The 23673-nt window shown below is 71.1% G+C and carries 20 protein-coding genes and 1 pseudogene; 7 read left to right on the plus strand and 14 right to left on the minus strand.

Features of this window, described 5'->3' with window-relative positions; genetic code table 11:
• The 3 genes and pseudogenes from G537_RS40175 to G537_RS0127145 form a co-directional block, all read right to left on the minus strand.
• Positions 1-330: pseudogene (locus G537_RS40175) on the minus strand (NAD(P)(+) transhydrogenase (Re/Si-specific) subunit alpha); the annotation flags it as partial.
• A gap of 102 nt (positions 331-432) precedes the next feature.
• Entirely contained in the window at positions 433-876 is a 444-nt protein-coding gene (locus tag G537_RS0127140) for a CBS domain-containing protein (protein ID WP_026872772.1), read from the minus strand.
• A gap of 54 nt (positions 877-930) precedes the next feature.
• Positions 931-1956 (minus strand): 2-dehydropantoate 2-reductase, encoded by a 1026-nt coding sequence (locus G537_RS0127145; RefSeq protein ID WP_026872773.1) that lies wholly within the window; start codon positions 1954-1956, stop codon positions 931-933.
• 201 nt (positions 1957-2157) lie between these two features.
• Here G537_RS0127145 and G537_RS0127150 point away from each other — a divergent pair, with 201 nt between their 5' ends.
• Complete coding sequence (locus G537_RS0127150) at positions 2158-2847, plus strand: GntR family transcriptional regulator (RefSeq protein WP_026872774.1); 690 nt, start codon at positions 2158-2160, stop codon at positions 2845-2847.
• A 1-nt stretch (position 2848) separates the two neighbouring features.
• Here G537_RS0127150 and G537_RS0127155 read toward each other — a convergent pair whose 3' ends face one another.
• The 4 genes from G537_RS0127155 to G537_RS40180 form a co-directional block, all read right to left on the minus strand.
• Entirely contained in the window at positions 2849-3958 is a 1110-nt protein-coding gene (locus G537_RS0127155) for an ABC transporter substrate-binding protein (RefSeq protein ID WP_211230523.1), read from the minus strand.
• Positions 3955-5400 (minus strand): TonB-dependent receptor domain-containing protein, encoded by a 1446-nt coding sequence (locus G537_RS0127160; protein WP_211230524.1) that lies wholly within the window; start codon positions 5398-5400, stop codon positions 3955-3957. Before G537_RS0127160 ends, G537_RS0127155 begins: the two co-directional genes overlap by 4 nt.
• Positions 5401-5596: 196 nt before the next feature.
• Positions 5597-6580: a FecR family protein gene (locus G537_RS0127165; protein WP_026872777.1), complete on the minus strand. Its 984-nt coding sequence runs from the start codon at positions 6578-6580 to the stop codon at positions 5597-5599.
• A gap of 97 nt (positions 6581-6677) precedes the next feature.
• Positions 6678-7211, minus strand: a complete 534-nt coding sequence (locus G537_RS40180) for an RNA polymerase sigma factor (protein WP_034853200.1) — start codon at positions 7209-7211, stop codon at positions 6678-6680.
• 434 nt (positions 7212-7645) lie between these two features.
• Here G537_RS40180 and G537_RS0127175 point away from each other — a divergent pair, with 434 nt between their 5' ends.
• The gene (locus tag G537_RS0127175; RefSeq protein WP_026872778.1) at positions 7646-8875 is read left to right on the plus strand and encodes an MFS transporter; all 1230 of its coding nucleotides are present in this window, start codon (positions 7646-7648) and stop codon (positions 8873-8875) included.
• A 69-nt stretch (positions 8876-8944) separates the two neighbouring features.
• On the opposite strand, the gene G537_RS0127180 is transcribed toward G537_RS0127175, so the two are convergent.
• The 7 genes from G537_RS0127180 to G537_RS40190 are packed head-to-tail and all read right to left on the minus strand — an operon-like array spanning position 8945 to position 17925.
• Complete coding sequence (locus G537_RS0127180) at positions 8945-10165, minus strand: CaiB/BaiF CoA transferase family protein (protein WP_034853201.1); 1221 nt, start codon at positions 10163-10165, stop codon at positions 8945-8947.
• On the minus strand, positions 10158-12266 hold the full coding sequence (locus G537_RS0127185; protein ID WP_026872780.1) for an ADP-ribosylglycohydrolase family protein: 2109 nt from the start codon (positions 12264-12266) through the stop codon (positions 10158-10160). The genes G537_RS0127180 and G537_RS0127185 overlap by 8 nt, the downstream gene beginning before the upstream one ends.
• Before the next feature lie 25 nt (positions 12267-12291).
• Positions 12292-13509, minus strand: coding sequence for an ADP-ribosylglycohydrolase family protein (locus tag G537_RS40185; protein WP_051249197.1), 1218 nt, complete (start codon positions 13507-13509; stop codon positions 12292-12294).
• Positions 13496-14941 (minus strand): extracellular solute-binding protein, encoded by a 1446-nt coding sequence (locus G537_RS0127195; RefSeq protein WP_026872781.1) that lies wholly within the window; start codon positions 14939-14941, stop codon positions 13496-13498. Before G537_RS0127195 ends, G537_RS40185 begins: the two co-directional genes overlap by 14 nt.
• Before the next feature lie 44 nt (positions 14942-14985).
• The gene (locus G537_RS0127200) at positions 14986-15888 is read right to left on the minus strand and encodes a carbohydrate ABC transporter permease (protein ID WP_051249204.1); all 903 of its coding nucleotides are present in this window, start codon (positions 15886-15888) and stop codon (positions 14986-14988) included.
• Positions 15888-16853, minus strand: coding sequence for an ABC transporter permease (locus G537_RS0127205; protein WP_081689078.1), 966 nt, complete (start codon positions 16851-16853; stop codon positions 15888-15890). The genes G537_RS0127200 and G537_RS0127205 overlap by 1 nt, the downstream gene beginning before the upstream one ends.
• A 1-nt stretch (position 16854) precedes the next feature.
• Positions 16855-17925, minus strand: a complete 1071-nt coding sequence (locus G537_RS40190) for a LacI family DNA-binding transcriptional regulator (protein ID WP_064742223.1) — start codon at positions 17923-17925, stop codon at positions 16855-16857.
• A 14-nt stretch (positions 17926-17939) separates the two neighbouring features.
• Between G537_RS40190 and G537_RS43970 the strand changes: the two genes are divergently transcribed.
• The 5 genes from G537_RS43970 to G537_RS0127230 all read left to right on the plus strand — a co-directional run bounded on the left by G537_RS43970 (position 17940) and on the right by G537_RS0127230 (position 23592).
• Positions 17940-18296, plus strand: coding sequence for a hypothetical protein (locus G537_RS43970; RefSeq protein WP_155888801.1), 357 nt, complete (start codon positions 17940-17942; stop codon positions 18294-18296).
• 132 nt (positions 18297-18428) lie between these two features.
• Positions 18429-18626, plus strand: a complete 198-nt coding sequence (locus tag G537_RS40195; protein WP_034853202.1) for a DUF2934 domain-containing protein — start codon at positions 18429-18431, stop codon at positions 18624-18626.
• The gene (gene treZ / locus G537_RS40200; protein WP_155888802.1) at positions 18601-20508 is read left to right on the plus strand and encodes a malto-oligosyltrehalose trehalohydrolase; all 1908 of its coding nucleotides are present in this window, start codon (positions 18601-18603) and stop codon (positions 20506-20508) included. The genes G537_RS40195 and treZ overlap by 26 nt, the downstream gene beginning before the upstream one ends.
• A complete protein-coding gene (treY, locus tag G537_RS0127225) occupies positions 20505-23069 on the plus strand; it encodes a malto-oligosyltrehalose synthase (RefSeq protein ID WP_026872784.1) in 2565 nt (854 codons plus the stop codon). The genes treZ and treY overlap by 4 nt, the downstream gene beginning before the upstream one ends.
• Entirely contained in the window at positions 23059-23592 is a 534-nt protein-coding gene (locus tag G537_RS0127230) for a hypothetical protein (RefSeq protein ID WP_155888803.1), read from the plus strand. Before treY ends, G537_RS0127230 begins: the two co-directional genes overlap by 11 nt.
• The last annotated feature ends 81 nt before the right edge of the window (positions 23593-23673 follow it).

Below are 23673 nucleotides of genomic sequence, written 5' to 3' on the forward strand. Positions count from 1 at the left end.
GATCCCCGCCGCGTCGTCATACGGGTCCAGCACCCCGATCAGCGCCGCGCCCTTGGGGATCAGCGCCAGCTCATCCAGCTCGCCCTCGCCCGCGCGCAGCGGCCGCCGCACCTTCAAGACCACATCGGCCCCGGCCAGCGCACTCGCCGCATCCGGCGCCACCTCCGCCCCCGCCAACCGGTACGCCTCGTCCGGCACCGCGCTGCCGAGGCCGGCCCCGGCCTCCACCACCACCGCCGCCCCCAGACCCACCAGCTTCCTCACGCTGTCCGCCGTCGCCGCCACCCGGCGCTCACCCTCCCACCGCTCCCGCAACACCACTATCCGCATGGACAAGAACTCCCCCACGCGGCCCGCGGGGCGGCGCCGCATCGCGTTCGAGACGCCGCGGCGGCCGGTCGGGCCGCCACGGTTCTTCCCCTCAGATGGAAATCAGGCGTGGATCACCGCAGCCGCCGGCTCCTGCGGCACGGGCGTGGCCTGCTGCAGGAAATGCCGGATCAGGTCGCGGGCGCTGATCACGCCGACGAGGGTGTGATCCTCCATCACCGGCAGGTGCCGGATGTGGTTCTCGTCCATCAGCCGCAGCACCGTCTCGATGCCGTCGCGCGGCTCGCAGCTGATCACGGTGCGGCCGATGAAGGCCGAGACCGGCATGGTCAGCGCCGCCGCGCCATGGGTGGCGAGCGCCCGGGCGACGTCGCGCTCGGAGAACACCCCGACCACGACATTGCCCTCGGTGCGGCACACCTCCTTGACGAGAAGCGCACCGACATTCTCCCGCGTCATCAGCGCGACGGCGGTGGCCACCGTCTCGCCGACGCGGATCATGACGATGCGCGTGTCCTTCTGGCGGAGAATGTCTTCGGCTCTCATGGCTGGGTTCCTCCTCTGGAAAAGCGGCTCTTTCCGGCCGTTCGGGAATGGCTGTCAGGCCGGCACCAGGACCGGCGCGCGCTTCGCTTCGGCCGCCGCGGGCCGGCTGTAGAGACCGGCGATCTCGGCCCGTTGCTGCACCAGGGCCAGGACGGTGTCGACCGTCGGGGTCGGCACCCCGACCATGCGGCCGAGCTCCTGGATCACCGTGACCAGCGGGTCGATCTCCATCGGCCGGCCGCGCTCCAGGTCCTGCAGCATCGAGGTGCGGTGGGCGCCGACGGCGCCGGCGCCGTCCAGCCGCCGCTCGATGTCGACCCGGAAATGGACGCCGAGCCGGTTGCCGATCGCCTGCGCCTCGGCCATCATCCGCCGGGCCACGTCACGGGTGGAGGGGTCGCCGGTGATGACGTCGAGCGTCGCATGGGTCAGGGCGCTGATCGGGTTGAGGCAGAGATTGCCCCACAGCTTCAGCCAGATCTCGTCGCGGATGTTGTCGCGGACCGGCGCCTTCAGCCCCGCCGCCTCCATCGCCTCGCTCAATGCGGTGACGCGGGCTGACCGGCTGCCGTCCGGCTCGCCCAGCGGGAACTTGTCGCCGTAGTGATGCTCGACCACGCCGGGCGCCACCACCTCGGTGGCCGGATAGATGATGCAGCCAATGCCGCGCTCCGGCCCCAGCCGCTTCCACTGCAGCCCGCCGGGATCGACCGTCTCGATGGTCCGCCCCTCGAGCGCGCCGCCATGGCGGTGGAAATACCAGTAGGGCAGCCCGTTCACCGCGGTGACGACCGCCGTCTCCGGCCCCAGCAGCGGCTGCATCGCCTCCACCACCCCCGGCACCGAATGGGCCTTGAGGCAGATCACGACGTAGTCCTGCGGCCCCAGCTCGGCCGGGTTGTCGGTGCAGCGGATGCGGGCAGTGCGGACCTCGTCGTCGATCCGGAGCGTGAGCCCGTTCTGGCGCATCGCCTCGAGATGCAGGCCGCGGGCGACGAGGCTGACATCGCCCCCCGCCCGGTGGAGCTGGACGCCGAGATAGCCGCCGATGGCCCCGGCGCCGTAGATGCAGAGTTTCATGGCCGCGCCTTCCTCCCGTTGAATGGAGTCAAGGCCGCTGAGCAGCCGACGCGATCATGGTGGTATACAAAATACCTTATGTCAATCGATCCAAGGGAGGAAAGCTGCGCTGGACTCTCGTCCACGGTATACTTGTGACCGGCGGCGCCCGGGGTTATAGCCGAGGGGAACGCCGGCCGCAGGCGACAGATAGGGCCTTCGATGAGCTACCCGCAGATCGACGTGAAACCGCTCGACACCGAAACGAGCTTCCGGATCAAGGCCTACAAGGCTCTGAAGCAGGCCATCACCGAGATGGACATCTACGGCCATCCCGGCGAGATCAAGCTGGAGGAGCGGCAGCTGAGCGAGATGCTGGGCGTCAGCCGCACCCCGATCCGCGAGGCGATGACGCTGCTGGAGCAGGAGGGCTTCGTCCGCTCCGTCCCCCGCCGCGGCATCTTCGTGATCCGCAAGAGCAAGGCCGAGGTCCTGGAGATGATCACGGTCTGGGCGGCGCTGGAGAGCATGGCGGCGCGCCTGGCCACCCAGGTCGCGACCGACGCCCAGATCCGCAAGCTGCACGACTATGTCGACGTGTTCCGCGATCGCGACCCGGAGGAGCATGTCAGCGAGTACTCCGAGGCGAACATCGCCTTCCACAAGCAGATCATCCGGATCAGCGGCTGCCAGTTGATCGTCGACATCACCGACAATCTGTTCATCCACATGCGCGGCATCCGGCGGGTGACGATCGGCCAGGACCACCGGGCCCAGCGTTCGGTGGTCGACCACCAGAAGATCGTCGCCGCGCTGGAGGCCCGCGACGCCGATCTGGCGGAGAAACTGGTGCGCGAGCACACGCTGGGACTGGCCGAGCATGTGCGCAAGCACGGGGATTTTCTGGACTAAGTCAGTCCCCCGGCCCGGCGGTGTATGTGCCTTCCATCGGGACGGCGAGGAACCGCCGGTTGATCTCGGCCAGCGTCGCCTCGGGGTCGAGATCGCCGAACAGCTCCGGGTGGATCCATTTCGCCATCGCCTCCACCGCGACGACATGCGTGGGCGAATGGAAGAAGTTGAGCCACAGCGCATGAGCGCGCCCGGCGGCGATGGCCGGCAGGCTGCCGATGCCGGGCTCGCCGCGGATCGCGGCCAGCTGCTCGCGCACCGCCGCCCGCGGCACGCCCGGCCCGATCGAAAAATTCCCCGGGCCGGGGAGCTGCGGGCCGCCGGCGGCGATGTAGACCTCCGGATTCTGCGACAGCACGTATTCGAGCCCGAGCTGCCCGGTCGGGCCGGGCACGACCAACCTGGCGATGTTGTCGCCGCCGGCGAAGTCGATCAGCGTGCCCGGGCCGCTCGCGCCGGACGACCAGCAGCAATCCCAGCCGCCCGCGCGGGCGTGCAGCAGCACCTTCGGCCGGGCGCCGGGATGCGCGGCCAGCGTCCTGGCGATCCGGCCCATATGCTCCTGGTAGAAGCGGATGAAGGCCTCAGCCCGCTCCTCCCGCCCCACTGCCCGGCCGAGCGCCCGCAGGCTGGGCACCGTGTTGCGCAGCGGATCATTGAAGAAGTCGATATGGAGGACCGGTATGCCCGCCGCGCCGAGCTGCCGCTCCAGCTCCTCCGCAGGGCCGAACCAGAGCGGCAGGACGACGAGGTCCGGGCTCAGGCCGAGGACCTGTTCGATGGAGAAGCTGTCCGCGGTGGTGCCGCCCACCAGCGGCAGCCGGTCGATCGCCGGGAAGCGCGCCCGGTAGGCGGCGGCGGTGCCCGGGTCGAAGCGCACCAGGTTCTCGGCCCAGCCCACGACCAGCGACGCCGGCTCCGGGTCCAGCAGGGCCAGCACGGTGATCAGCCCGCCATCGCCCAGTACGACCCGCCGGGCCGGCTGCGGCAGTTCGACCTCATGGCCGGCAGCGTCGGTCAGTACGATCGGATCGGCCGCCGCCGGAGCCGCGAGCAGCCCGAGGCCCAGGAGGGCGAGCCGGCACGCCGCCCCGAGGCGGCGCAGCGTCACCACCGGAGCTTCAGCCCGGCGGTGATCGTGCGCCGGGTGCCGTAGAAGCAGGAGTGGTCGGCCCAGCAGGAGGCGACGTATTCGCGGTCGAACAGGTTGGCGACGTTGATCGAGACCTGCGTCCCCTCCAGCTCCGGCCGCAGCATGCCGAGATCGTAGCGGAGGCCGAGGTCGAACAGGGTCACGTCCGGCACCTTCAGCGTGTTCTCGGCATTGCCGTAGGACGAGCCGATGTAGCGGACGCCGGCGCCGAGCGCGAGGCCGTCCAGGGGCCCTTCGGTGAAGCTGTAATCGGCCCAGAGCGAGGCCAGCCGGTCGGGCACGCCGAAGGGCCGCTTGTCCTCGTAATCCGTGCTCTCGGTGTTGACGATGTCGAGCACCGTGAGGGAGCCGAGCAGGCTCAGATTGTCGGTCACCCTGGCATGGGCCTCGAGCTCGACCCCGCGCGACCGGATCTCGCCGGTCTGGATGCTGGCATAGGGGTGCGTCGGATCCGGGTCGGCGGTCTTGACGTTGGTCTGGGTGAGGCGGTAGAGCAGCGAGCCGTCCTCGGTCAGCGGGCCGCCGAAATCGAGCCCGGCCTGGAGGCGGTCGTAGCTGCCGTATTCCAGGTCGATCTCGTGCAGCGGCTCCGCCGTCGGCCGCTTGCTCCAGAGATTGACGACGCCGCCCGGGTTCACGCTGCCGTAGAGGATCGAGGACGGGCCGCGCAGGATCTCGACGCGCTCCAGCATGTAGGGGTCGACCGAGGGCGCGATGTAATAGACGCCGCGCGGCAGCCTGAGCCCGTCCATCAGCCCGACGAAATTGGCGTCGGCCCCGCCGGGCGAGCCGAAGCCGCGGATGTTCGGATAGTCGTAGCGGCCGGGGCGGGTCTCCGGCGCCACGCCGGCGGAGTAGCGCAGCGCCTGCGAGACCGACTGGACCTTCTGGTCGTCCATCTGCCGGCGGGTGACGACCGACACGGATTGCGGCGTCTCGATCAGCGGCGTGCCGGTCTTGGTCGCGGTGCGGGACTCCTCCGCGACATAGCCGTCGGTCGGGCCGAAGAAGCCGCCGCCCTGCACGACGATCGGGTCCAGCACCAGGCCGCCGCCGGCCGCTGCGTCGGCCGCGGGCGCCGGCGCGGGACGCTGGATCGAGACGGTGTTGGCGGCGGTCAGGCGCCAGGTCGCACCGGTCCCGGCCAGCAGCCGGGCCAGCGCCTCGGCGGCCGGCATGCTGCCGCGCACGCCGGGTGAGGTCAGCCCCTGCAGATCCGCCGAGGCGTAGGCCAGTTGCATCCCCGACTGGTCGGCGAACTGGCGCAGCGCCGTCGCCAGCGGCTGGCGGGGGATGTCGAAGCTCCACGCCGCCGCGGACGAGGCGGCCTGCGCCCAGGCCGGCTGCGCCGCGGCCAGGATCAAGGGGGAGCTTCCGATCAGCGCAGTCGCCGCCAGCAAGGATCGCAGCTTCCGATGCGACCGCCCCCGCGGCATCGCCTGCCGCCCCCGGACTTCAGACATTCTTCCCCCGCCCCGCTTGCAATTCAGAACCATACGCATCCGCAGCCCCTGCGGGGGCCGGTCGGCCGATCGCGGCCTGTCACTGGAGAGACGCGCGAGGCGGTCCCTTGCCTATAGAGGGCGCCGGAATTTTTCAGCCGATGACAATGACTACGCCTGGGATGCGCCGGAGCGGCAGCCCCTGGGTGTCGGCCAGCGCCGACAGCGCGGCCTGGGCCTCGCCGATGGAGAAGACGCCGCCGACGGGCTCCCCGGCGCGGCTGCGGTCGGCCAGGACGATCCGCTCCGGCACATAGCGGCCCAACTCGGCCACCGCCTCGCCGAAGGGCTTGCCGTCGAACACGATGCGGCCCGCCCGCCAGGCCAGGGCCGTGCCCAGATCGACCGGGGCGGCGCGGCCCGGCGCCGATCCCTCCCGGTACCGGGCCTGCTGGCCCGCAACCAGATCGACCGCGCCGGCCGGCGGGAACGGCGCCTCCGCGGCGGCCGGTCCGAAGACCCCGGCCCGCCCCTTCGCCAGAGTCACGGTGACGTCCTCCCCGATGGCCCGGACGGCGAAGGCCGCGCCACCGGTCTCGGTGTTGCCGCCCAGCGCCGCCACGCGGAACGGCGCCGCCGCGTCACGCCCGGCCTCGAACAGGGCCTCGCCCTGCAGCAGGGTGACGAGGCGCAGCCCCGGACGGAAGCCGAGCGCAATGGCGCTGTCGGTGTTCAGCAGGACGGTGGAGCCGTCCGGCAGGGAAACTCTCGCCTGCTCGCCGACGCCGGTCCGGTGGTCGGCCCGCCACAGCAGCGCCAGGCGCGGCGCGGCGACGATCCCCGCCGCGCCGGCGGCCAGCGCCGCGCCGCCGGCGAGAACGGCCCGGCGGCCGATCCCCTTCCGTCCCGGCCGCGGCGCGGCGAGCGGCGGCGCCTCCGGGGACAGGGCCTGCAGCTGCCGCCAGAACGCCCGTTCGCGGGCGAAGGCGCGCTCATGCTCGGGCGACGCGGCCCGCCACGCCCGGAACGCGGCGAGATCCTCCTCGGTCGCCGTGCCGGAGGCGAGCCGGACCACCCAGTCGCGCGCATCCTTGGCGATGCGGCCGTCGGTTTCCTGGGCGTTGCGGTCGGTTTCCATCGGCTCGCGGCGGCAGGCGGGACGGGGACGCTTCTTCGCCCCTTCTACTCCCTAGACGTGTCAAAGGGGGATTTGCCTCAACGGAACGGCGGCGGCTTCAGCCGGCCAGGCTGTCCCGCAGGTCCGACAGCCGTTCGAGGACGCGGCGGATATGGTAGTAGACGGTCGTCTCGGAGACGCCGAGCTCGCGCGCGATCTCGCGATGGGTCTTGCCCTCGAAGCGGTTCATCAGGAAGACGCGCCGGCTCTGCTCCGGGATCTCCGCCAGGGCCCGCTCCAGCGCCGCCACCGCCTCCCGGCCCATGGCGATCCGCTCCGGCGACAGGTCATCGGCGCTGTCCCACAGCAGCTCGTGCACCTCCTGGTCGATCGCGGCCCGCCGCCGTTCCTTGCGCAGATGGTCGGTCGCGGCGTTGCGGACCGTGCGGCGCACATAGGCCTGCGGGTTCTCCACCGCCCCGTCGGCGCCGAGCTCGGCCAGCTTGATCCAGGCGTCCTGCAGGATGTCGGCGGTGCGCGCGCGGCAGCGGACCCGGCCCTGCAGCCCGGCCTCCATCCGGGGCGCCTCGGCCCCGAACGCGTCCAGAATCCGCGTGAGAGACAGCTTCTTCACGACACCCCGCAGCGGCACGCATGAATGTTCCCGCCCCTGCTGCCATAGCGAAATCGGGCCTGGGACGACATTGCGAAGCGGCGAGAATGGCGCGACAGGCATGCATTCTCCGCGAATGTGTCGATAATGCAACACATTCTCATTTGCGCCGATTTCTACTGTCATTGCGAGGAGGCGAAGCCGACGAAGCAATCCATGCTTCCGCTCTTGCGGCCCTGGATTGCTTCGCTGCGCTCGCAATGACGTTGAGGCGTGCGAACAGCAGCATCGGCCACTCCGTCTCCACCCCGGCCTCACTGCCAGGGGAAGGAAGCTTTACCGTCTGGTAAAATTTTTTGGTCGGGATGTCGATTTCCGGCCGGCCCGTTCGTCTTCAGCATGAGAGCCGGCATTCCGGAGCGGGATGGGCCCCTCCGTGAAGGCGAGCCGGCACAGTGGTGAAGAGGCTTCTGATGTCGCAGCCACGGACGGACAGTGCCTACAAGTGGGTCATCATCGGTGTCGGCGCGCTCATGACCTGCGTCGGCATCGGCGCGATGTTCTCGCTGGCGATCTTCCTGCAGCCGATGTCGACCGACACCGGCTGGAGCCGCGCCGGGATCTCCAGCGCCATGACCCTCAACTTCCTGGTCATGGGGGCGGCCGGCTTCGGCTGGGGCACGCTCAGCGACCGGCTCGGCGCCCGGATCGTGGTGCTCTGCGGCGCGGCGCTGCTGGGCCTGGCGCTGGTCCTGGCGAGCCAGACGACCAGCCTCGCCTGGTTCCAGCTGATCTACGGCACGCTGGTCGGGCTGGCGGCCGGGGCCTTCTTCGCGCCGATGGTGGCGGCCGCGACCGCCTGGTTCGACACCAATCGCGGCCTGGCGGTCTCGCTGGTGTCGGCGGGCATCGGCGTGGCGCCGATGACCGTCTCGCCCTTCGCCGCCTGGCTGGTCGCGGCCTATGACTGGCGGACGGCGATGGCGGTGATCGGCGTCGCCTCCTGGGTGCTGCTGCTTCCGGCCGGGCTGCTGGTGCGCCGGCCGCCGGCCGCGGCCGGCCATGGCACCGAAGCCCCGGTGCCTGCCGGCGAGATCGGCAACCTGTCCGCCCGCGCCGCCTTCCGCACACCGCAATTCGCGATCCTGGCGGCGACCTTCTTCCTGTGCTGCGCCGCCCATTCCGGGCCGATCTTCCACATGGTCAGCTACGCGATGACCTGCGGCATCCCGGCGCTGGCGGCCGTCAGCATCTACAGCGTCGAAGGGCTGGCCGGGCTGGGCGGGCGCCTGCTGCTGGGCGTCCTCGCCGACCGGCTCGGGGTCAAGCGCGTGCTGGTGGCCGGTCTGGCGGTGCAGGCTGTCGTCATCGGCGCCTATCTGTTCGTCGCCAATCTCGGCGAGTTCTACCTGCTGGCCACGATCTTCGGCACCGCCTATGGCGGCGTGATGCCGCTCTACGCCGTGCTGGCGCGCGAGTATTTCGGCCAGGCCGCGATGGGCACCGTGTTCGGCGCTGCGACGATGACCTCCAGCATCGGCATGGCGCTGGGCCCCTGGGCCGGCGGCTGGGTGTTCGACACCTTCAGCGTCTACAACTGGATGTTCATCGGGTCCTTCGGCATCGGGCTGGCGGCGGTGGCCATCGCCCTCGCCTTCCCGCCGCTGCCGTCGCGGCAACGCCCGCAGCTGCAGCCGGCGTGACGGACCGATGTCCCGCGCCCGCCTGCGCGACGGCTGCACGAGCCGCGCGGCAGGCGGGTGCTTCGATGGTCACCCCAGCGCCCCCGCAGCGCGCAGGCCTTCGACCTCCGCGGCCGAGAAGCCGGCCCGGCGCAGCACATCCTCCGCATCGGCGCCCGGCGCCGGCGCCAGGCGGCGGATCGCGCCCGGCGTGGCCGACAGGCGCGGCAGCACGTTGTGTACCGGCAGGCTGCCGAGATCCGGGTCGGGGATCGACACCACCACCTCGCGCTCGATCACGTGCTCGTCCGCCATGAAATCGGCGATGTCGTGGACCGGGCCGACGGTGATGCCCTCGGCCCGGAAGACCGCCAGCGCCGTGTCGCGGTCGCGGGCGCCGATCCACTCGCCGATGATGGCGTCCAGCATCGCCCGGTTCCGCACCCGGTCGGCATTGGTGGCGAAGCGCGGGTCCTGCGCCAGCGCGTCGCCGCCGACCAGCTGCAGGATGCGCTTGGCCATCCGGTCGGTGGAGCCGGACATCGCGATCCAGCGGCCGTCGCGAGTCTTGTAGACGTTGCGCGGCGCGCTGTTGCCCGAGGCGCTTCCGGTGCGCTCCTTGACCTGGCCGGTGACGGCCCAGCTGCCGGCCTCCGGCCCCAGCACCGAATACATCGCCTCCAAGAGCGACAGGTCGATCACCTGGCCGCGGGCCATGCCGCGGTCGCGGGCCCGGAGCGCCGCCAGCACCGCCTTGGCGCCGTGCAGCCCGGCGATCATGTCGGCCAGCGCCAGCGGCGGCAGCACCGGCTCGCGGTCGGCGAAGCCGTTGCGCGAGGCGAAGCCCGACATCGCCTCGACCAGCGTGCCGAAGCCCGGCAGCCGGCTGGCCGGGCCGGTCTGGCCGAAGCCGGAGATGCGCACCAGGATCAGGTCCGGCGCCATGGCGAGGAGGCGATCGGGCGCCAGCCCCATCTCCTCCAGCACGCCGGGCCGGAAGTTCTCGATCATCACATCGGCGGTCGGGATCAGCCGCTCCAGCGCCGCCATCCCCTCCGGCTTGCGCAGGTCCAGCACGACCGACAGCTTGTTGCGCGACAGCTCCTTCCAATAGAGGCTGTGGCCCTTCACCTGCCAGTCGCGCAGGGGGTCGCCGCCCGGCGGCTCGACCTTGATCACCTCGGCGCCGAAATCCGCCAGTTCCAGCCCCAGCGCGTTGCCGGCGACGACGCGCGACAGGTCGAGCACGCGGATGCCGGAGAGCGGTCCCTCGCGCTCCGGCTCGATGCAAGCGGGCCGTGCCTCAGCCATTCGTCCCCTCGTGGATCTCGACCACGCCGGCCTGCATCCGCCCCGCCGAAGGCATGCGCAGCCCCGCCATGCCGTAGGCCAGCGTGCCGTCCCGGGCCTCCAGCAGCACCTGGCCGTCGACCGACAGGGTCAGCCGGTCGCCCACCGCTTCCAGCGCCAGGCTGTAGGCCCGGCCGAGCTCGCGCCGGAACGGCGCGCGGGCCAGAACGGTCTCGCCGAAGTCGCGGCGGATGATCGCGACCTCCTCGGCCGAGACGAAGCCGGCGGCGTAGCAGCGCTCATTGCCCTGGCCGCGGGCGCAGACCAGGTGCCCCTCGCCGGCCAGCGGCGTGATCTCGGCCGTCACGGTCTGATCGCGGGCGTAGAGATGGCCGGTCCACAGATCGGCGTCGGTCGCGGTGAGGGCGTGGATGCGGCCGTCCTCGATCCGCCAGACGCCGCGGTTCCAGGTGCAGCGGGTGATGCCGCCCCATTCATTGGCCTCGATCCGGGGGTCGAGCCGCGCCGAGCCGGGGCCGGAGACGGTGAACTCGTCGATGAGGATCCGGCCCAGGAACTTCAGCCGGCCGAAATACTCGACCCTGATGCCGATCTCGTCGACCGCCTCGCCGCCCGTTTCCGGCACGGTGAAGCGCAGCTCCTGCCATTCGCCGGCCTTCGGCTGGGTCCAGGCGCCGATCTCGTCGACCGTGCCGCTCATCGCCCGGCGGACATAGGGCACGATGCGAAGATGGCCGTCGCCCTCCCAGGGGTCGAGCCAGAGACGCAGTACCGCCTCCTGCCCCGTCGCCACCAAAGGCGAGAACATGGGCCGGTAGCGCTCGTCGTCGAAGTCGCGGCGTCGGTAGAAGGGCTTCCAGAAGATCCGGCCGCCATCGCCGCGCTCCAGCCGGTCCAGGAGGGCGCAGAGCGCGCCGCGGCCGGTGGCCTTCCGCTCGTCCGACCAGGAGAGCGCGATGCGGTTGTCGCCCTCGGTCCGGAAGCCGTGGGTCGATCCCGGCAGGTCGAAGTCGAAGCGGACGCCCCGCCGCTCCATGTCCGCCGCCCATTCCGCCGGCGGCTCCTCCCCGGCCAGGCGGTGGGCCAGCACCGCCAGCTCGCGGCAGAAGCTGGGGATGTCGACGATGTTGAGCGACCCGGTGATGCCCGAGGCGACGATGCAATCGTTGATCGGCTTGCGGTAGTGCGCCGCCACCCCGGCGATGCAGGCCAGCGTGCCGACGATGGCCCCGGCATTGCCGGCGTTGCAATCGGTGTCCCAGCCGCCCATGGTCGCGATCTCGACCGTGCGCGACAGGTCGCCCTGGCCGTAGAGCAGCGCCAGGATCAGCAGCCCGGCATTCGGAATGATATGGCAGACGCCGGGATAGCGGTCGTAGCCGAACTCGCTTTCCAGCATCCGACGGCAGGCGCGCCAGTCCTTCGGCTTCACCCGGTGCATGGCCTGCACCGCATGGGCGACGCGGGCGTATTCGCTGCCGGCCGGGATGGTGGCGAGGCCGGCCTCCACCACCTCCTCTATCGTCTCCGCCACGAAGGCCTTGGCGATGCAGGCGGCGACGAAGCGGGCTCCGTGCAGGCCGTTGCCGTCATGCGAGACGCTGGCGGCGCGGGCGGCCAGGTCGGCGGCGCAGGCCGGGTCGCCCGGGCACACCCAGCCCCAGGAATCGACGAAGATCTGGCCGCCGATCTGCTCCGCGATCACCGCGCCGTTGCGGGCGATCGAGCCGGACTCCGGCGCCGGGATGCCGGACTGGAGATTGGCGAAGGCGGTGTGCTCGGTGGAGATGCCGTAGCCGCCCCACCAGAACATGCCGTGCTGCTCCGCCGCGTAGTTCAGCCAGGTGCGGCCGACATCCTGGGGCGACGGGTCGAGGCTGAAATCGCGCAGCGCCCGGATGAAATAGACCGGCCCGTTGGTGTCGTCGTCGGCGGCGAAGTTCTTGAAGTCGCGCAGATAGCCGGTGATCTCGCCATAGGTCTTCTCGATCCGGTCCCAGGTCCAGATCGTCGGCTCCACCGGGGCGCCGAGGCGCACGCCGATGGCCTTGCCGAGAAAGCCGGCATAGATGCGGTCGAGGGTGTCGGTGGGCAGGGGCATTCCGGGGCCTTGGTCTTCGGGCGGGTCAGTGGACGGCCGCGGCACGGGCCGGTTCGGCGGAATCGGAGATCAGCGCCCGGCGCCGGGCGTCGCGGAGACGGGCGAGGCCGAGGTCCCCGGCCAGGATACCGGCGACGGCGTCATGGAAACGGTCGGCCTCGGCCGTCAGGTCGAAGCGGTTGGCGCGGTCCAGCAGGTCGCGCTCGGCCGGGTCGATCACGGCCTCGCCCTGCATCGCGCCCAGGATGGCGCCGGCCATGCAGCCGATGGAATCGGTGTCGCGGCCGGAATTGATGCCGTCCAGCACCGAGGCCCGGAAGTCGCCGTCATTGATCAGGCAGAAGCCGAGCGCCAGCGGCAGCTCCTCGATCGAGCGCAGCCGCGACGGGGTGTAGTCGTGCGTCGGCAGCCCGGCCCTTTCGGGATGGCGGTGCACGTCGTCGCCCATGCTGGAGTAGCGGCCGATGATCTCCTGGAACTCCGCCGTCACCCGGGCATGGTCGGCGCGGTGGGGCTTCAGCCTCCGCGCCGCCGCGGCGATGTCGGCGATCGCGGCGCGGGTGCCGTCCTTGGCCAGCGCGATGGCGGCCTCAACCACCGCCTCGATCGTGGTGCCCGGCACCATGGCGGCGGCGACGCAGGCGGCCATCACCCCGGCCGCCTCCAGCCCGTAGCTGTGCTGGTGCCCGGCGGCCAGGTCGATCGCCTCGTCATAGGCCGCCTTCGGGTCGCAGGCGTTCACCGCCCCGACCGGGGCGATGTACATGGCGGCGCCGCAATTGACCATGTTGCCGATGCCGCCTTCGCGCGGGTCGCAGCTGGCCAGCTGGTGGCGCTGGAAGATCCACTTCTCCGGGTAGAACAGCCGCTCGATCAGCATGGTCTCGCGCTGCATCTCCGGGATCCAGCGCGGCGTCCAGGCGATCTGGCGGACCATGGCGCCGGCCATGTCCCAGGCGTCGAGATGGCGGCCGGCCTCGCGGTAGACCGCCATCAGGCACAGCGTCATCAGCGTGTCGTCGGTGACGATGCCGTGGCCGCGGATCCGGCCGCCCCGCGCCGCCTCCGGCACGTCCGTGCGGTGCCAGTCGACCTCCAGCGAGGTCACCCGGCCGTAGCGCTGCCGGATCTCGGCCGCGGACAGCTTCTCGATCGTGGCGCCGATGGCGTCGCCGAACGCGACGCCATGCAGCATGCCCCGGATCCGGCCCTTCAGCGACGGCCCCGCCTCAGTTCGTTCCATTCAGCTTGGTCCTCGCATATTCGGTGATGTCGGCGCCGCCCTTGGCGTTCCACTCGGCGACGTACTCGTCCCACTTCTCGATCGGCAGCTCGCCGGAGATGAACTTCCAGGCGTAGCTGCGGTACACGTTCTCCGCCGCGTCGAGCTTGGCGGTGTACTCGCTGGGGAAGACGAAGGCGTTGTCCGGCGCGTAGTATTTCTGCGCCAGCGCGATCGACGCCTCGGCCTGCTGCGACAGCAGCGGCACCGGCGGCTTCCAGGCGTCCGGCTGGTCGATGATGAAGCGCGGATACCAGGTCGCCATCTTCTCGGTGACCTTGATGGTGCCGCCGTCCTTGACCCACTGCTCGCCCTCGAAGCCCATGCGGTCGATCGCCTGGCCCTCGGGGCTGGCCATGAAGTCCATCAGGGCGACCACGTCCTCCTTGTGCTCCGACAAGGTGGACATGGCGAAGCCGCGCATCTCGCGGCTGACGTCGACGGCGCGCAGCCCCTGCCCGCCCGGGCCCTTTGGCGGCTCCAGCGGCACCAGGGTCGCGCCCGGATGCACCTGGCGCATCTTGCCCTGGTAGATGTCCATGTTGACGCCGACCACGCCGAGGATCACCCCGGCCCGGCCGGAATAGAACTTGTCCTCGCGCGTGTCCCACTTGGTGGTGATGAAGTCGGGGTCCAGCAGCCCTTCCGCGAACAGCTTGCGGTAGTAGGCGATCTTGTCGCGCTCCTGCGGAGAGACGCGGGCGTGGATCCACTGGCCGGAGGCGTCCTTCAGCCAAGTGGCGCTGACGCCGAAGGCCTGGTTGAAGATCTCATCCAGCTCGTCGGTGGCGCCGGCCGGCGGGATGGTCGCCACCGTGATGCCGAAGGTGTCCTTCTTGCCGTTGCCGTCGAGGTCGGAGTCCACGATCTTGCGGAACAGGGCCTCCCAGTCCTCCAGCGTCTGCGGCGCCGGCAGGCCGGTCTTCCCCAGCCAGTCCTGGCGCATCACGCCGACCTTGGCGCGCACCGGAAAGGGGTAGATCAGATAGGGGTAGTTCTCGAGCCGCGGCTTGTTGTGCTCCCACAGTGCCTGCTTCAGGTTCGGCGCCTTGTCCAGCCAGGGCCGCCAGTCCTCGAGCAGCCCCTGCTCGACGATCTTCTGGTCGCCGCCCTGGAAGTAGATCAGGTCGGGGATGTCGCCCGACAGCAGCATCAGCGACAGCTTCTCGGCATAGCCGCCGGGCGGCACGTCGACCAGGTCGATCTTGACCGGATGGCCTTTGGCCGCCATGCCGGCCTCGATCGCCGCCACCAGCTTGACGTCGTCCGGGTTCGATTTGGTGAAGTCCTTGCTGACGACGCGGATCGTCACCGGGTCGGCGGCCTGCGCCGACATGCCCAGCGCCGCCGCGAACACCAGGGCCAGCGCCGGCCCCAGAAGCATCTTGCCCATTGCGTCTCCTCCTCGACTTTCTGATTGGGGGTCACGGCGGCGGCTCATCCTTTCACCGCCCCGCTCATGGTCCCCTTGGTGAAGAACTTCAGGATCAGTGGATAGATCGCCAGCACCGGGATCAGGGTCAGGATGATCATCCCGGCCTTCAGCGCGCGCAGGTCGATCTGGCTGCCGCCGGTGTACTGGTTCATGGCCTCGAGCCCGACCATCAGCGACTTGTCGCCCTCGACCACGAACTGCCGCAGCACCACCTGCAGCGGCCACATCCCGGGATCGTTCAGGTAGATCATCGCCCGGAAATATTCGTTCCAGTGCAGCACGGTGTAGAACAGGGTAATGGTGGCGATCGCCGGCAGCGCCAGCGGCGCCACCACGTACCAGAGGGTCTGCAGCGGCGAGGCGCCCTCCATCTCGGCCGCCTCCAGCAGCTCCTTCGGGATCTCCTCGAAGAAGCGGATCAGCACGATCAGGTACCAGGCGAAGACGCCGCGATAGAGGATCACCGACCAGTAGGAGTTGAGCAGGCCGAGCTGCTTCATCACCAGATAGTCCGGCACCACCCCGGGCTCGAACACCACGGTCACCAGGATGAAGACCAGGATCGCCCGGCGCCCCGGCAGGCCCTCGCGCGACAGGGCCCAGGCCATCAGCGTGGTGGCGACGACGTTGATCACCGTGCCGGCGACGGTGATCAGGAGGCTATTGGCCAGGCCGCTGAGCACCTGCGGATGGGTCAGCAGCACCCGCCAGACGTCGAGCGAGAAGCCGTGCGGCAGCACGGCCAGGCCGCTCATCCCCGGCACCTGGGCGCTGTCGGAGACCGACACCGCCACGAGGTTCAGGATCGGCTGGACCGTCACCACCACCATCAGCAGCAGGGCCGAGCAGATGACGGCGTATTCGATGCGCTCGAACGGCGTCCGGCGAATGCGGGAGGCAGCCATCACCACACCCCCTTGCCGGTCAGGCGCTTGGAGACGAAATGGGCGGCCAGGATCATCGCCATGCCGATCACCGCCTTGAACACGCCGGCGGCGGTGGCATAGGCGTATTCGCCACCGACGAGACCCATGCGGTAGACATAGGTGTCGAGGATGTCGATCCGATCGCGGATCGCATCGTTGGAGAAGTTGAACACCTGGTCGAAGCCGGCGCTCATGAAGGCGCCGAGATTGAGGATGAACACCGTCGCCATGGTCGGCACCAGGGCCGGCAGGGTGACGTGCCAGATCTTGCGCCAGCGGCCGGCGCCGTCGATCGTCGCGGCGTCGTAGAGCTGCGGGTCGATCGCCATCACGGCGGCGAGGAACAGCAGCGAATCCCAGCCGGCGCTGCGCCACATCTCGGAGAAGACCAGGACCCAGAGGATCGAGCCCTCCGAGGTCATGAACGGCACCGGCGCGAAGCCGAACAGGCCGAGGATGTCGTTGACCGTGCCGTCGGTCGGCGACAGCACGGCGATGAACACGCCGGCGATGACGATCCAGGACAGGAAATGCGGCAGGTAGATCACCGACTGCACGAAGCGGCGGTAGCGCCGGCCCTGCACCTCGTTGACCAACAGGGCCACGATCACCGGCACCGGGAACAGGAACACCAGCTTCATGGCGCTGATCAGCACCGTGTTCCACAGCACCTGGTAGAACACCGGGCTGTCGAACAGAGCCCGGAAGTGCTTCAGCCCGGCCCAGACGCTGGGGCCGATGATGCGGTAGTCCTGGAACGCCAGCTTGGCCTGCCAGATCGGCAGGTAGTGGAACACCACGAAGTACAGCAGGCCGGGCAGCAGCATCAGGTAATAGCCGCGCCAGCGCCAGACGCGCCGCAGGCTGGACTCGCGGGCGACCTTGGGAACGTTCCCACGAACAGCCGCAATGGGGGCGGAAGAGCTGTGATCGAGGCCGGTCATGTCAGGCGCTCTTCTTCCGGACGCTGCGCAAGGCCGAAGGCCGGACCCTGTCCAGGGCCGCCCGCGGCGGGGCGGCGACCGAGGCGCGCTCGACCACCCGGCAGGGGAGCACGGCGTGGACGATCTCGGCCTCGCCCTCGATCTCGGCCTGCAGCAGGCGCATCGCCTGCACGCCCATGTCGTAGCGCGGCTTGTCGACCGTGGTCAGGCCGGGATCGGTGAAGCCGCCGGCCTCGACCCCGTCCATACCGATGATCGAGACGTCGCGCGGGCAGGACAGGCCGGCGGCGCGGGCCGCCAGGATGGCGCCGACCGCCATCAGGTCGTTGGCGGCGAAGACCGCGGTCATCCGCCGGCCCTCCCGTTCGATCAGCCGGCGCATCGCCGCCTGGCCGGAATCCGCCGTGTAGTCGCCCTCGTCCATCGGCAGGGAGGCGCGGTCGAAGCCGTGGCGCTGCCAGTGCTCCTGCGCCTCGGTGACGAAGCGGGTGCGGGCGACGCGGCGGTCGCGGCCGTTGATCAGGCCGATATGGCGATGGCCGGCGGCGATCAGATAGTCGAGCGCCAGCCGCACGCCCTGGGCCACGTCGCTGCGCACGCTGGAGAATTCGGGGAAGCGCTCGCCGGAGGAGCCGATCACCACCACCGGCGCCTCGGTCTGGCGCAGCAAATCGCGGTCGTCGGTCGCCGGGTTCAGGATGATCCCGTCGACCCGGGCCTGGCGCAGCGCCTGCAGGTGCCGGCGCTCCCGCTCCGCATCCCAGTCGGAGCTGAAGATCAGCACCGACCGCTTCTCGGCTTCCGCCTGGTCCTGGGCGCCGCGGGCGAGATCGGCCCAGAACGGGTTGGAGATGTCGGGGATGACGAGGCCGAGCATGCGGCTGCGCCCGGTGCGCAGGCCGAAGGCCAGGTGGTTGCGCTCGTAGCCCGACTGGCGGACCGCCTCCTCCACCCGCCTGCGGGTCTCGGCATGCACCGCGCCGACGCCGGACAGGACGCGCGCCACGGTCGTCTTCGACACGCCGGACAGGCGGGCGACGTCGATGATCGTGGGCTGGCGCTTGCCGTTCAAGGGCATCTCCCCCGGTGAAGCCGCTGTCCCTCTCGGACAGGTTGTTGTGGGAACGTTACCAATTCCCCTCTCCACCCGTCAAGCGAGCATTGCCGGCGGCGATCATGCCGCAATCGTTCCGGATCTGGAAGGACTCTCTTCCCACCACGGAAAGAATCTGCAGCGGGACGGAACCGGAGCGCGCCGCCGCTATTGAGGCTGATGAGGTCGTGATGCGGGCGCTGTTCCGTCGCGATCGGCCTCGCCGGTTCCCGAAGGCCAGCGGACGCAGCCGCCTCGGTGCGCCCCGCCGTAGACAGGAAGAAATACTTCGGATGCAGGCGAAGCGATTTCTTTTGCCAGACAATAATTTGTGCACGAACGACGCGTGAATATCGGAGCCGGACAGGGAAGCAAGATCGTTTCAATTTACAAGACATTCACATTTGTTGGCCGAAATCACAGTGCAGGTCCCGACGAAAGAGGCATAATGGCTCTAATACTAAAGTCGGAGGTGGTGGAGGATGAGCGACCGAGAGGAACGGATCCGCCGGCGCGCCTACGAGATCTGGGAGGCGCTGGGCCGGCCCGAAGGCGGGCAGCAGGAGCACTGGGCCCGGGCCGAGGCCGAGATCCTGGCCGAGGAGAGCGAAGGCACCGACAGCGTGCCGGAAGGCGCCGAGGAGCTGAACCCGGATGTCCCAGCACCGAAGCGCCGCTAAGCGGCGGCGGCAGCCGCCGGTTCCGGCCGGGCACAGGATCCTGCCGGCCGGCCCTCGCCGCTGGGGCGCGGCGGAGTCCGCCCGGTCGCGCCACGCCATGCCCTTCGGCGCCGACCTGCGCCCGGACGGCAGCACGCGCTTCCGCCTGTGGGCCCCCGACGCCGGGGCCGTGACCCTGCTGCTCGGGCAGGACAACGCCCCCCTGCCGCTCGAGCGGCTGGACGACGGCTGGTTCGGCCGCACGGTGGCGGGGGTGCCGGCGGGCACGCCCTATCGCTACCGGCTGGCCGACGGCGCCGAGGTGCCGGACCCGGCCTCGCGCGCCCAGCAGGGCGGCCCCTTCGCCCCGTCCCTGGTCTGCGACCCGCACGCCTATGACTGGCAGGCGCAGAGCTGGCGCGGACGGCCCTGGCACGAGGCGGTGATCTACGAGCTGCATTGCGGCGCCATCGGCCGGCCCGGCGGCTTCGCGGCGGTGGAGCGGCGGCTCGACCATCTCGCCGGCCTCGGCGTCACCGCGGTCGAGCTGATGCCGGTCGCCGACTTCGCCGGGTCGCGCGGCTGGGGCTATGACGGGGTGCTGCCCTTCGCCCCCGCCTCCGTCTACGGCGCGCCGGACGACCTCAAGCGCCTGGTCGACGCGGCGCACCAGCGCGGGCTGATGATGCTGCTGGACGTCGTCTACAACCATTTCGGCCCGGCCGGGAACTTCCTGCCGCTCTACGCCTCCTCCTTCTTCGACCCCGCCCGGCCCACGCCCTGGGGCCCGGCGATCGACTTCCGCCGGCCGGAGGTGCGCGCCTTCTTCCGCCACAACGCGCTCTACTGGCTGGAGGAGTTCCGCTTCGACGGGCTGCGCCTCGACGCCGTGCACGCGATCCAGGATGGCAGCCGGCCGGACATCCTGACCGAGATCGCCGACGCCCTCCGCGCCGCCTTCCCCGATCGGCACGTCCATCTGGTGCTGGAGAACGACCTGAACGAGGCGCGGCGTCTCGCCGGCACGCCCGGCCCGCAGGGACGCTACGACGCGCAGTGGAACGACGACTTCCACCACGCCGCCCATGTCGCCCTCACCGGCGAGGACGACGGCTACTACGCCGACTATGCCGATGCCCCGGTGCCGCGCCTCGGCCGCGCCCTGTCCGAAGGCTTCGTCTACCAGGGCGACTGGTCGGAGCGGCGGAAGGCGACCCGCGGCGAGCCCTGTTCGCACCTGCCGCCGACCGCCTTCGTCAACTTCCTGCAGAACCACGACCAGATCGGCAACCGCGCCCTCGGCGACCGGCTGACCGCCCTGGCCGAGCCGGCGGCGGTCGAGGCGATGGCCGCGGTGCTGCTGCTGGCCCCGCAGATCCCGTTGCTGTTCATGGGCGAGGAATGGGGCAGCCGTCAGCCCTTCCCCTTCTTCTGCGACTTCGAGGGCGAGCTGGCGGATGCGGTGCGCCGCGGCCGGCGCGAGGAGTTCGCGCAGTTCGCCGGCTTCGCCGACGCCGCCGAGACCCTGCCCGACGCGCTCGACCCCGCCACCTTCGAGGCCGCCGTGCTGCAGCCGGAGGAGAGCGATCCCCTGGCCGCGCGGCGGCTCGGCCTGATGCGCCGGCTGCTGGAGATCCGCCACCGCGCGGTGGTGCCGCTGCTGGCGGCACGGCGGGTCGGCCCCGGCATCGACCGCAGCCGCGGCCGCATGCTGGACGTCGCCTGGATGCTGAACGGCGGCGGCTGGCTGCGCATCGTCGCCCATCTCGCGCCCGGCAAGGCCCCGGCCTGGGAGGCGCCGTCCGGCGAGATCCTGTTCGAGAGCGCGCCCGGCCTCGCCGCCGCCCTGGCCGAAGGCGCCGAGGGCTGGGGCGCGGTCGTGACGCTGGAGCCGGCGGCATGACGGCGATGGCCGGGCCGCCGCCCCGCGCCACCGCGCGGCTGCAGTTCCATTCCGGCTTCACGCTGGACGACGCCCGCGCCGTCCTGCCCTATCTCGCCCGGCTCGGCATCAGCCATGTCTACGCCTCGCCGCTGCTGGCCGCCCGGCCGGGCTCGGTCCACGGCTACGACGTGACCGACCCGACCCGGATCGACCCGGAGCGCGGCGGTGAGGACGGCTTCGCCCGCTTCGCCGAGGCGCTGCGGGCGCACGGGCTGGGGCTGATCCTCGACATCGTGCCGAACCACATGGCGGCCAGCCCGGACCACAACCTTTGGTGGCGCGACGTGCTGGAGCACGGCCGGGCCAGCCCGCACGCCGCCGTCTTCGACATCGACTGGGACGCGCCGGCCCATCCCGGCCGGGTGCTGCTGCCGATCCTCGGGCGCCCCTATCGCGAGGCGCTGCACGCCGGCGAGATCGGCCTGCGCTACGACGAGGCGACCGGCCGCTTTGCCGTGACGGTGCCCGGGCATACCCTGCCCATGGCCCCCGGCACCGTGGCGATCGGCGCCGCGATCGAGCACAGCGTGCCGGACGAGATGCACAACATGCTCGAGCAGCAGCATTACCGCCTGGCGCATTGGCGGGTCGCGGCGTCCGGGATCAACTACCGCCGCTTCTTCGACATCGACGACCTGGTGGCGGTGCGGGTCGAGGATCCGGCCGTGTTCGACGCCACCCATGGCCGCATCCTCGCCGCCGTCGCCGCCGGCCAGGTCCAGGGCCTGCGCATCGACCACATCGACGGGCTGGCCGACCCGGCCGGCTACCTGGCCCGGCTGCGCCGCGCGGTCGACGCCGTCCGCCCCGCCGGCACGCCCTTCGCCATCTGGGTCGAGAAGATCCTGGCCGAGGGCGAGGAGCTGCCCACCGGCTGGCCGGTCGACGGCACCACCGGCTACGAGGTCGCCAACCTCCTCCACGCGCTGCAGCTTGACCCCGCCGCCGCCGGGCCGGTCCGCGCCGCCTATGCCCGCTTCACCGGCGACCGCGGCACCATGGCGGACACCGTCCGGCACTGCCGCCGCGCCGTGATCGAGGCCAGCCTGGCCGCCCCCTTCGAGGCGCTGGTCGACGCCGTCGACCGGCTGGCCCGCTCCGGCTGGGTCGACGGCAACAACGCCCGCACCGCGATCCGCGTGACCCGACCCGCGATCCGCGAGGCGTTGGCCGCGGTGATCGAGCGCCTCCCGGCCTATCGCGGCTATCTCGGCGGCAGCGGCGACGGCACGGCCTTCGGCCTCGAGGCCGCGATCGGCGCCGCCCGCGCCGCCCTGCCGGCGACGAGCTGGCAGGCGCTGACGCTGGTGGCGGAGCTCGCCACCGGCCGCGTCCCATGCGAGGAGGCCGCCGGGATCCTCTGCCGCTTCCAGCAGCTGACCGGCGCCGTCGCGGCCAAGGCGGTGGAGGACACCGCCTTCTACCGCCACGTCCCGCTGGTTTCGCTGAACGAGGTCGGCGGCTGGCCCGAGCGCTTCGGGATCGACCCGGCGGAATTCCACGCCATCTTCGCCCGCCGCCGGCGCGACTGGCCAGACGCGCTGTCGGCGCTGTCGACCCACGACCACAAGCGCGGCGCCGATGTCCGCGCCCGCCTCGCGGCGCTGAGCGAGCTGCCGGCGGAGTGGGAGGCCGGCCTCGACGCCTGGTCCGCCCTGCTGGCCCCGCATCGCGGCGGCGGCGCCGACCGCCCGGTGCCCAGCCGCCGGCACGAGCACCTGTTCTACCAGACCGTGATCGGCACCTGGCCGGCCGGCGGCCCGGACGCGGCCTATGCCGGCCGGATCGCGGCCTACCTGCGGAAGGCGGCGCGCGAGGGCAAGGACGAGACCAGCTGGACCGATCCGGACGAGGCCTATGAGGCCGGGCTGGAGCGCTTCGTCCGCGCCGCCCTGGACCCGGCCGGCCCCTTCGTGGCCGCGGTCGCGCCCTTCGCCGAACGGGTCACCCGCATCGGCGCGGTCAATGGCCTGGCCCAGCTGGCCATGCAGATGACCCTGCCCGGCGTGCCCGACCTGTATCAGGGCACCGAGGGCTGGGACCTGTCGCTGGTTGACCCGGACAACCGCCGCCCGGTCGACTGGGCCTGGCTGACGGAGCGGTTCGACAGCGTGGCCGGGGCCGATCCCGCCGAGCTGGCGGCGTCCTGGCCGGATGGCCGGATCAAGCACTGGCTGACGGAGCGCCTGCTCCGCCTGCGCCGCGAGGACCCGGCCCTGTTCGCCCGCGGCGACTATGCCCCGGTGCCGGCGCAGGGCCCGGCGGCCGAGCATGTCGTGGCCTGGCGCCGGTCGCTGGACGGGCGGCACCTGGTCGTCGCCGTGCCGCGGCTCGTCGCCGGCAAGCTGAACGGGGCGCTGGGCCTGGCCGGCTTCGACGGCACGGCGCTGGCGCTGCCGGACGGAATGGATGCCGGGGGTGAAGTGCGAGGGGGTGTGGGCAGCCGGGTCGATCTCGGCCCCGTCTTCGGCCGGCTGCCGGTGTTGCTGCAACGTGGTGGAGGTCGCGATGGTCAATAGAGTGCTGCGCCTGATCTCGAACCCCGGCCTGGCGCGCGGTGGACATGGCCTCCCGCTGTCCCCCACCCACAGCCCCGACGAGCCGCAGCGGGAGCATTTCGAGCGGCTGGGCCTGTCGGTCACCGCCACCGGCCCCGACCGGGTCGAGCTGACCGGCTGCTTCGCCGAACGTGTCGACATCCGCGCCGTCGCCCGCCCGCCGCATGACGAGGAGGAGCCGGCCCCGGTGGTCTGGGACGTGCTGGGCCACTGGCGCAAGCGCCGGCGGCTCTGCCTGTGCCCGACCGATGTCGACGAATGGCTCGGCCTGCGCCCGGTCGACGCCTTCGCCCTTTTGCGCGGCCTGCGGAACGATGCGCTGGCCGAGGCGTTGGGACCGACGGCGGCCACCGACGTGTTCGACTGGCGCGGCCACCGCGTGCTGAACCCGTTCCGCGACCGCTTCGGCAACGAGACCAGCCCGGCCAGCGAATACGGGGCGGACTACCGGCTGTGGCGGGCCCGCTGGCGGGACGCGCTGTGACGGGCGGCGAAACCCGTCGGCTGCTTCGCCGGATCGGGCGATCGGCGCGGACGCCAGAGCAGATAGCCTCTCCCGCAAGCG

The organism is Inquilinus limosus DSM 16000 (assembly GCF_000423185.1).
Lineage (GTDB): Bacteria > Pseudomonadota > Alphaproteobacteria > DSM-16000 > Inquilinaceae > Inquilinus > Inquilinus limosus.